General features: G+C 72.2%; 7 protein-coding genes. 3 read left to right on the top strand and 4 right to left on the bottom strand.

Annotated elements, in window-relative coordinates; all coding sequences use genetic code 11:
* Together FNX44_RS28130 and FNX44_RS19620 are read left to right on the top strand one after the other, a co-directional pair.
* A partial coding sequence (locus FNX44_RS28130; protein WP_143649686.1) for an export associated protein occupies positions 1 to 1,184 on the top strand: 1,184 nt, incomplete at its 5' end.
* A 249-nt stretch (positions 1,185 to 1,433) separates the two neighbouring features.
* Positions 1,434 to 2,438 (top strand): TerC family protein, encoded by a 1,005-nt coding sequence (locus FNX44_RS19620; protein WP_143649684.1) that lies wholly within the window; start codon positions 1,434 to 1,436, stop codon positions 2,436 to 2,438.
* Positions 2,439 to 2,516: 78 nt separating this feature from the next.
* Here FNX44_RS19620 and FNX44_RS19615 read toward each other — a convergent pair whose 3' ends face one another.
* On the bottom strand, positions 2,517 to 3,302 hold the full coding sequence (locus FNX44_RS19615; protein WP_143649682.1) for a hypothetical protein: 786 nt from the start codon (positions 3,300 to 3,302) through the stop codon (positions 2,517 to 2,519).
* Positions 3,303 to 3,307: 5 nt separating this feature from the next.
* A complete protein-coding gene (locus FNX44_RS19610; protein WP_143649680.1) occupies positions 3,308 to 4,012 on the bottom strand; it encodes a papain-like cysteine protease family protein in 705 nt (234 codons plus the stop codon).
* Positions 4,013 to 4,246: 234 nt separating this feature from the next.
* Between FNX44_RS19610 and FNX44_RS19605 the strand changes: the two genes are divergently transcribed.
* Positions 4,247 to 5,266 carry a hypothetical protein gene (locus tag FNX44_RS19605; RefSeq protein ID WP_323369506.1) on the top strand — a complete coding sequence of 340 codons (1,020 nt, stop codon included), beginning with the start codon at positions 4,247 to 4,249 and terminating at the stop codon, positions 5,264 to 5,266.
* Here the strand turns inward: FNX44_RS19605 and FNX44_RS19600 are convergent.
* Positions 5,214 to 5,657 (bottom strand): QcrA and Rieske domain-containing protein, encoded by a 444-nt coding sequence (locus tag FNX44_RS19600; RefSeq protein WP_143649678.1) that lies wholly within the window; start codon positions 5,655 to 5,657, stop codon positions 5,214 to 5,216. The two genes, FNX44_RS19605 and FNX44_RS19600, sit on opposite strands and share 53 nt — an antisense overlap.
* Positions 5,658 to 5,679: 22 nt before the next feature.
* Positions 5,680 to 8,667 (bottom strand): excinuclease ABC subunit UvrA, encoded by a 2,988-nt coding sequence (gene uvrA / locus FNX44_RS19595; RefSeq protein WP_143649676.1) that lies wholly within the window; start codon positions 8,665 to 8,667, stop codon positions 5,680 to 5,682.
* Between the last annotated feature and the right edge of the window lie 121 nt (positions 8,668 to 8,788).

The following is an 8,788-nucleotide window of genomic DNA, read 5'->3' as shown; positions in this document are numbered from 1 at the left end:
CCGCCCCACCCCCGCCGCCGCCCGTCGCACCGGAACCCGAGCCCGGCCGGCCGGCCCAGCCGGTGGCGGGCGACGCCAGCGGCTGGTCGATGAACGAACGCCTCTACAACCAGGTCTGGGGCATGTTCGAGGACCTGGCCCGCACGGTCGCCGCCTACCGCAGCGCGGTGGACTTCGCCGACTCCCGCATGGAGAAGGAACTGGACCAGGCACTGGCCGACCCCGCGGCGCGTTCCGGTCCGGCCGCCGACACCGCGCGGTCCGCCGCCCGCGCCAGGCACCACGAGCTCGTCGAACGGGCCAGGGCCGTGCTCGACAGGGACCTGGCGCAGCTCTCGGCCGAGTCCCAGGTGGTGGAACCGGCGCTGCCGCCCGAGTTCGCCCGCTGGGACAACCCCGTCTGGCACGGCTACCGCGTGCCCATGGAGACCCCGATGGCCGTGCGGCTGGGCGATCTGAGCCTGCCGGAACGGGCCGACCTGCGGATTCCCATGCTGATGCGGCTGCCGCTGGAACGCGGCCTGTGGATCGACGCCGGCCGCACCTCGCAGGCCGCCGCGCTGGTGGCACCCGACGAGACGCGCCGACTCGCCGGAGAGCTGGCGACCGCCGTCGCGGGCCGACTGCTGGCCGTCTACCCCGTCGGTGACCTCACCGTGCACATCATCGACGCGGCCGGCGCGCACGCCGCCGGCTACGCGCCGCTCACCGACAGCGGTCTGCTCGGCGGGCCCCCGGCCCGGGGCGCCTCCGGCGTCGCGGAGCTGCTGGCCAAGCTCACCCAGCGCGTCGACCTGGTGCAGATGGCGGTACGGAACCGGGCACTGGACTCGCTGCCGCCGGAGATCGACACCGCCGAGCAGCTGCTGGTCGTGCACGACTTCCCGCACGGCTTCGACGACCGGGCGGTCACCCAGCTGCGCTACCTCGCCGACGAGGGCCCGGCGGTCGGCGTCCATCTGATGATGGTCGCCGACCGGGAGGAGTCCAGCGGTTACGGCCCGCTGCTCGACCCGCTGTGGCGTTCGCTGCTGCGGATCAGTCCGGTCAGCGACGACCACCTCGCCGACCCCTGGATCGGGCACGCCTGGACGTACGAGCCGCCGCTGGTGCCGGCGGGCAGCCGGATCCTGCCGCAGGTGCTGGGCCAGGTGGCCGACGCCCGCCGCCGCTACGGTCGTTGAGGCGCCGCCGTCCCGGGCGGGACGGCGGCGGAGCTCCGCGCCGGGTGGGAGCGTGGCGGACGCCACAGGTTCGAGTGCGGCGGCGGCGGGGTACTCTTGCCCTGCGGAGGGGAGTACTCCCTACACGCGGTGTCCCCGTCAGTACGGGCCCGGCCATCCGGCCCCGGGGCGCCGGCCCGCCGTCCCGGTGATCTCCGGGCGGTCCGGGCGGAAGAGACCTCCGGCGTGGATAGCCGGAGGAGTTCCTTCATGGACGTGTCCCTGTACGTGTGGGTGCTGACCGTGGTCGGTCTGTGCGCCCTCATCGCTGTCGACTTCTTCATCGGGGGCCGCAAGCCGCACGAGGTGTCGATCAAGGAAGCCGGCATCTGGACGATCGTGTGGATCGTGCTCGCCGCGCTGTTCGGCGCCGGGCTCTTCGTGTTCGGCACCCCGGCGGCGTCCGGCGAGTTCTTCGCCGGTTACGTCACCGAGAAGTCGCTGAGCGTGGACAACCTCTTCGTGTTCGTCCTGATCATGGCGAAGTTCGCGGTGCCCGCCGCCTACCAGCAGCGCGTACTGATGGTCGGTGTGCTCATCGCGCTGGTGCTGCGCGCGGGCTTCATCGCCATGGGCGCGGCCCTCATCTCCACCTTCTCCTGGATCTTCTTCGTCTTCGGCGCCTTCCTGATCTGGACGGCCTGGAAGCTCATCCAGGAGGCGCGCGGGGACGACTCCGAGGAGGAGTACGAGGAGAACCGCTTCCTGAAGCTCGTGGAGCGGCGCTTCCCCTCCACCGACCGCTACCACGGCACCCGGTTGACGATCGTGGAGAACGGACGGCGCCTGATCACGCCGATGCTGATCGTCATGCTGGCGATCGGCACCACGGACGTCCTCTTCGCCCTCGACTCCATCCCGGCGATCTTCGGCCTCACCCAGGACCCGTACATCGTCTTCACCGCCAACGCGTTCGCCCTGATGGGACTGCGGCAGCTGTACTTCCTCATCGGCGGTCTGCTGAAGAAGCTGGTCCACCTCGCCTACGGGCTCTCGGTGATCCTCGGCTTCATCGGCGTGAAGCTGGTGCTGCACGCCCTGCACGAGGCCGGGGTGCACGTGCCCGAGGTGTCCATCGCCTTCTCCCTGACGGTCATCGGGGCCGTGCTGCTGGTCACCACGGTCACCAGCCTCTACGCGAGCCGCCGGGCCGCCGTCGAGGAGCCGGCGGCCGTCGTGGAGGACGAGGCCGACCGGCCCAGCCTGCGGTCCTGACCGGCGCTGAACGCTCCTGCCCGCTCCTGACGCACGCATCCGCCCGGGCCGGTGCCTCACCGGCCCGGGCGGGGCGCGTCAGCCGTGGCGGCGTCGGCGGACGAGCAGCAGCGCGCCGAGCAGCCCCAGCGAGCCGGCGGTCACCGCCCCGGCCTGCGCCGCCGTCGGACCACCGCCCTCCGGAGAGTCGGCGGCGGGGGCGAAGCCACCGGCGTAGCCCTCGCGGTCGTAACGCGAGCCGGGCTGCCGGTCGCCGTAGGCCGCCCGCACCCGCTCCCGGTACGCGTCGAGGGTCACCCCCGCCCGGCCGACGGCCTGCTCGGCGTCCTTGTTCAGCGGGAGGACCCGCTTGCCGCTGAGCACGTACCAGGCGTTGATCTGCGGCTCCAGGAAGACCGTGCCGCCGGGCGCGAGTTTCTCGCCGGCCGCCGCGTACCGGGCCTCGTCGTCGCCCGAGGCGATGTTGACGACCCGCCAGGTGCCGGCCTGCTCGGCGGACCAGACGGACGCCCGGCTGCCGTCGGCGGCCACGGCGGTGGCCGCCAGATAGGCCAACTCGGCGACGGGCGCGTCCGCTCGTCCGCCCACGAAGTCGGCCGACAGCAGATGGACGGGCACGACCGGGCCGGTGACGCGCGGCCTGGCCCGCTCCGCGCTGATCCGGCCGTCGTGGGCGAAGAACCGGGCGAGGGTGCCGAGTGTGTGCTTGTCCCCGGAGACCTTCTCGGCCCGTGCGAGCGCGGCCGCGGAGGGCTGCTCGGGGACGTTCGGGCCGTCGGCGGCGGCGGGCGCGGCGAACGCGAGCGTGACGGTGACGGCGGCGGCGACCAGCGCCCCGGCCGAGGTACGGCGTGTGGCGGCCATCGCGGTCACGCTCCTATCCGGTAGAGCGAGTGGGTCCAGGCGAACGAGTTGTTGTTGACGTACCAGCTGTGCGAGGCCCAGTTGTAGCGGTCCGAGGACGGCCAGGGATCACCCCAGTAGACGAGGCTGCTCGCGGTGTCGTAGCCGTAGATCACATGCATGTGGCCGCCGCCGGACCGCCAGCCGATCCGGGTCTCGATCGGCCGGTTGCCGTTGATCTCCGACTGCACGGTGTCGTAGCGCAGCCAGCCGTTGACGTAGGAGCCTGGGCGGATGCCGGCCCATGAGAGGCCGTTCTGCACATGGCCCAGGGTGGCCTGGTTGTTGGGGCAGGAGGTGCCCTGGGCCCGGTTGAACGCGGCGTTGCAGAAGGCGTTCTGGTTGTGGGACCTGCCGAAGTAGGCGGCGATGGTGTTGCCGGCCGCCGCCCAGCACCAGTTGGAGTACTGCTGGGCCTGCATGGTGATGTTGAGCCTGCGCCAGGCGGCGGTGGTCGGCGGGGAGTCGGCCGTGGCGGCCGACGCGGCGAGGACCGGCGTCGAGGCGGCCGGGGTGGACGCGGTGGACGCGGTGGAGGCTGCCGCCGCCGAGGGCGCGGCGGGCGCAGCGACCAGGACCGCCGCGGCGGCGGCCACGAGGGCGAGCCGACCGCGCGCGGAGGCCGTTCGGGACACGGAGGTTCGGGACACGGGCGTTCGGGACAGAGGCATGGCGATGCTCCCGGTGAACGGGTGAGTTGGCCTGAGGGTGGGGGGTTACGGACGTCCCTGACCGCCGTGGGGAGGCGGTCGCCCCTGGGACGTCGCGGTACAGGATCAGCAGTTGTTGAACACGCGTCAACAGGCTTCAATGCGGGGTGGGACAAGGATGTGAACGGCCCGGCGGACGATGTGAACGTCCCGTCCCGGCGGCCTGCCCCGACCACGCGCGAGGAGGCGACGGAGGTGAACGTTCACAGCGCCGCCGGACGCCGCGCCGAACTCCCCGCCGAGCTTGCGCGGGTGCTGCGCACGGGCCCCTTCCACGAGGCGCTGCGCGCCGCCATCAACGCGCGCGGGCTCGCCCTCGGCCGGGTGCGGCACCGGCTCGCCGAACGCGGTGTGCGGGTCGGCGTCACGACACTCAGCTACTGGCAGCGCGGTGAGCGCCGCCCCGCGCGCGCCGAGTCCCTGCGTGCGGTCGGCGCGCTGGAGGACGTGCTGGAGCTCCCCCGGGGCGCTCTCACCGACCTGCTGCGCCCGACGCCCGGCGGCCCTCCGGCCGCCCGCCCCTACCGGACACTCCTGGACACCGCCGCGCCGATCGCCGCCATCCTCGCCGATCTCGGTGCCGCCCACGACGGCGGAGTGCACAGCCTCTGCCAGCTCGAGCGGGTCACCATCGGCCGCCGCCGGGAACTGCTGCGCCGCCGCTCGGAGCAGCTGCTGCGCGCCCATCGCGACGGCGTCGACCGCTATCTGGCCATCCACGTCGGCGACCCCGGATGCGACCCCGACCGGGTCACGGTCCGCGCGGACGAGAACTGCCGGGTCGGACACGTCCGCGGCGACCGGGCGGCCGGGGTGGTCGTGGCGGAGCTGCTGCTGGACGCCCGGCTCCGGGCGGGCGAGACGCGGCTGATCGGCTACACCGTCGAGGACGGCACCGCCGGGGAGAGCCGGGAGTACGTGCGCGGCTTCAGCTACTCGGGCGGCCAGTACGTGCTCCAGGTGAGCTTCGACCCGGACGACCTGCCCGTGCGCTGCCACCGCTTCACCCGCTCCTCCGCCGGAGCCCCGGCGGGCGACCGGCGGGAGCTGGTTCTGGACGGGCGCTACCCGAGCGTCCACCTGGCCGAGGAACGGGTGCGGGACACCATCCTGGGGATCAGCTGGGAGTGGGCGAGGCCCGCTCCGATCCGCAGGACAGACCCTAGCCCTCCCGGCGACCCGGTCCGACGACGAGCCGGCCCTTGGAGACCGTGACCGGATACTCCGGCAGGTCGACCGTGGCCGGCGTCTCCAGGACGGCGCCGCTGACGGCGTCGAAGCGGCTGCCGTGGCAGCCGCAGCCGGCTTCCAGCTCCCGCACCGAGGAGAGCACGCAGCCGCCGTGGGTGCAGACCGCGCTGAACGCGCGGAACTCGCCCTGCTTCGGCTGCGACACCAGCAGCCGATCCTCCCGGTAGATCCTCGCGCCGCCGACCGGCACCTCGCCGGCGTCACCGCCGAGGGTGACGGCCCGCGTCTCCGCCTCCGGGCTGCGGGGCCAGCTGTCGCCGCCGCAGGCGGTCAGGGCGAGGCCGGCCAGCGGGGCGGCCGCCGCGCCGCAGAGAAGAGTCCGACGGGAGGGGCGGGGGCAGTCGTGTTCGGTCACGGTCGACAAGCCTACGACCCGGTCAGGCACGCCGGGCAGCCGCCTTCGCGGTGCCGCCCCCGGCCGCCTTGCGGGCCGTGGCCTTCCCGGCGGTGGCGCGTCCGGCGGCGGCGCGTCCGCCGGTGGCGCGCCTGGTACCGGCGGCCTTCTGGGACGCGGCGTCGCTGACCCGCTCGCCCAGCATCTCCCGCAGGAACTTCCCCGTGTGGCTGCTCGGCACCGAGGCGACCTCCTCCGGCGTGCCCTCGGCGATGACCAGACCGCCGCCGGACCCGCCCTCGGGCCCCATGTCGACGACCCAGTCCGCGGTCTTGATCACGTCGAGGTTGTGCTCGATGACGATGACCGTGTTGCCCTTGTCGACCAGGTTCTCCAGGACCTTGATCAGCTTGCGGATGTCCTCGAAGTGCAGGCCGGTCGTGGGCTCGTCGAGCACGTAGACCGTGCGGCCCGTGGAGCGCTTCTGGAGCTCGGAGGCGAGCTTGACCCGCTGCGCCTCACCGCCGGAGAGCGTCGGCGCGGACTGCCCCAGCCGGACGTAGCCGAGACCGACGTCGTCCAACGTGCGCAGGTGGCGGGCGATGGCCGGCACCGACTCGAAGAACTCCAGCGCCTGCTCGATCGGCATGTCGAGCACCTCGGCGATGTTCTTCCCCTTGTAGTGGACCTCCAGCGTCTCCCGGTTGTACCGGGCGCCGTGGCACACCTCGCACGGCACGTAGACGTCCGGGAGGAAGTTCATCTCGATCTTGATGGTGCCGTCGCCGGAGCAGTTCTCGCAGCGGCCGCCCTTGACGTTGAACGAGAAGCGCCCCGGCATGTAGCCGCGGACCTTGGCCTCCATCGTCTCCGCGAACAGCTTGCGGACGTGGTCGAAGACGCCGGTGTAGGTGGCCGGATTCGACCTGGGCGTGCGGCCGATGGGGGACTGGTCGACGTGCACGACCTTGTCGACCAGGTCGTCCCCGGTCACCCGGGTGTGCCGACCGGGCACCGCCTTGGCGCCGTTCAGCTCGCGCGCGAGGTGGGTGTAGAGGATGTCGTTGACCAGGGTGGACTTTCCGGACCCGGAGACACCGGTGACGGCCGTGAGCACGCCGAGCGGGAACTCGACGCTGATGTTCCGGAGGTTGTTCTCCCTGGCCCCGTGCACCGTGATCCGGCGGCCGTCGTCGACCGGCCGGCGCCCCCGCGGCGTGGGAATGGACTTCCGGCCGGCGAGGTACTGGCCGGTCATCGACTCCTCGTTGGCCAGCAGCTCCTTCAACGGGCCGCTGTGCACCACCTTGCCGCCGTGCTCACCGGCGCCGGGGCCGATGTCGACGACCCAGTCGGAGGTCTTGATGGTGTCCTCGTCGTGCTCGACGACGATCAGGGTGTTGCCCAGGTCGCGCAGCCGGACCAGGGTCTCGATGAGCCGGTGGTTGTCCCGTTGGTGCAGTCCGATCGAGGGCTCGTCCAGCACGTACAGCACGCCGACCAGACCGGAGCCGATCTGCGTGGCCAGCCGGATGCGCTGGGCCTCGCCGCCGGAGAGCGTGCCGGCCGCGCGGTTGAGCGAGAGGTAGTCCAGGCCGACGTCGACCAGGAAGCGCAGCCGCTCGTTGACCTCCTTCAGCACCCGCTCGGCGATCGTCTTCTCCCGCGCGGTGAGCTTCATGTCACGCAGGAAGTCGGCGCACTCGCTGATCGACATCGCCGCGACCTCGGCGATCGAGCGGTCCTGGATCGTCACCGCCAGCACGAGGGGCTTCAGCCGCGAACCCTCGCAGGAGGGGCAGGGCACCTCGCGCATGTACCCCTCGAAGCGCTCCCGGCCGGAATCGCTCTCGGCCTCCGCGTGCCGCCGCCGGACGAACGGGACCGCGCCCTCGAACGCCGTGGTGTAGGACCGCTCCCGCCCGTAGCGGTTGCGGTAGCTGACCTCGATCCGCGTGCGGTGGCCGTTCAGCAGGGCCTTGCGGGCGCGCTGCGGCAGGCCGGCCCAGGGGATGTCGGTGCGGAAGCCCAGGGCGTCGGCGAGCGCGCCGATGAGGCGGCCGAAGTACTCGCGGTTGTGGCCGTGCGACCACGGGTGGATCGCGCCCTCGTCCAGCGACTTCTCCTCGTCCGGCACGATCAGCTCCGGATCGACCTCCATGCGCGTGCCGATGCCGGTGCACTCCGGGCAGGCGCCGAAGGGGGAGTTGAAGGAGAACGAGCGCGGCTCCAGCTCCTCGAACGACAGGTCGTCGTAGGGGCAGTACAGGTGCTCGGAGTACATGCGCTCGCGCTGCGGGTCGCCCTCGTCGAGGTCGACGAAGTCGAGGATCACCATGCCGCCGGAGAGGCCGAGCGCCGTCTCGACCGAGTCCGTCAGCCGGCGCTTCGCGCTCTCCTTGACGGTGAGCCGGTCGACGACCACCTCGATGGTGTGCTTCTCCTGCTTCTTCAGCGTCGGCGGGTCGGAGAGCTGGACCGTGACGCCGTCCACCCGGGCGCGGCTGTAGCCCTTGGACTGCAGGTCGGAGAAGAGGTCGACGAACTCGCCCTTGCGCTCCCGCACCAGCGGCGACAGCACCTGGAAGCGGCTGCCCTCCTCCAAAGCGAGCACCTTGTCCACGATCGCCTGCGGCGACTGCCGGGCGATGGGCCGGCGGCACTCCGGGCAGTGCGGCTTGCCGATGCGGGCGAAGAGCAGCCGCAGGTAGTCGTAGACCTCGGTGATCGTGCCGACCGTGGAGCGGGGGTTGCGGGACGTCGACTTCTGGTCGATCGACACCGCCGGGGACAGACCCTCGATGAAGTCGACGTCCGGCTTGTCCATCTGGCCGAGGAACTGCCGCGCGTACGAGGACAGCGACTCCACGTAACGGCGCTGGCCCTCGGCGAAGATCGTGTCGAAGGCGAGCGAGGACTTGCCGGAGCCGGACAACCCGGTGAAGACGATGAGCGAGTCGCGCGGAAGGTCGAGCGAGACGTTCTTCAGGTTGTGCTCGCGTGCGCCACGGACGATCAGACGGTCAGCCACGCCGGTTGGCACCTTTCGTGTGGAGGCGGGAGCACCGGCCGGTACGGCTCGGCCCCTCGACCAGGGTATGGGCGCGCCACCGATTACTCCCAACGGCGCAGGCAGGCGGCCGGCGGCGGGG

The organism is Streptomyces alkaliterrae, from assembly GCF_007097205.2.
Lineage (GTDB): Bacteria > Actinomycetota > Actinomycetes > Streptomycetales > Streptomycetaceae > Streptomyces > Streptomyces alkaliterrae.
This window is presented reverse-complemented; position numbering and strand designations above follow the sequence as displayed.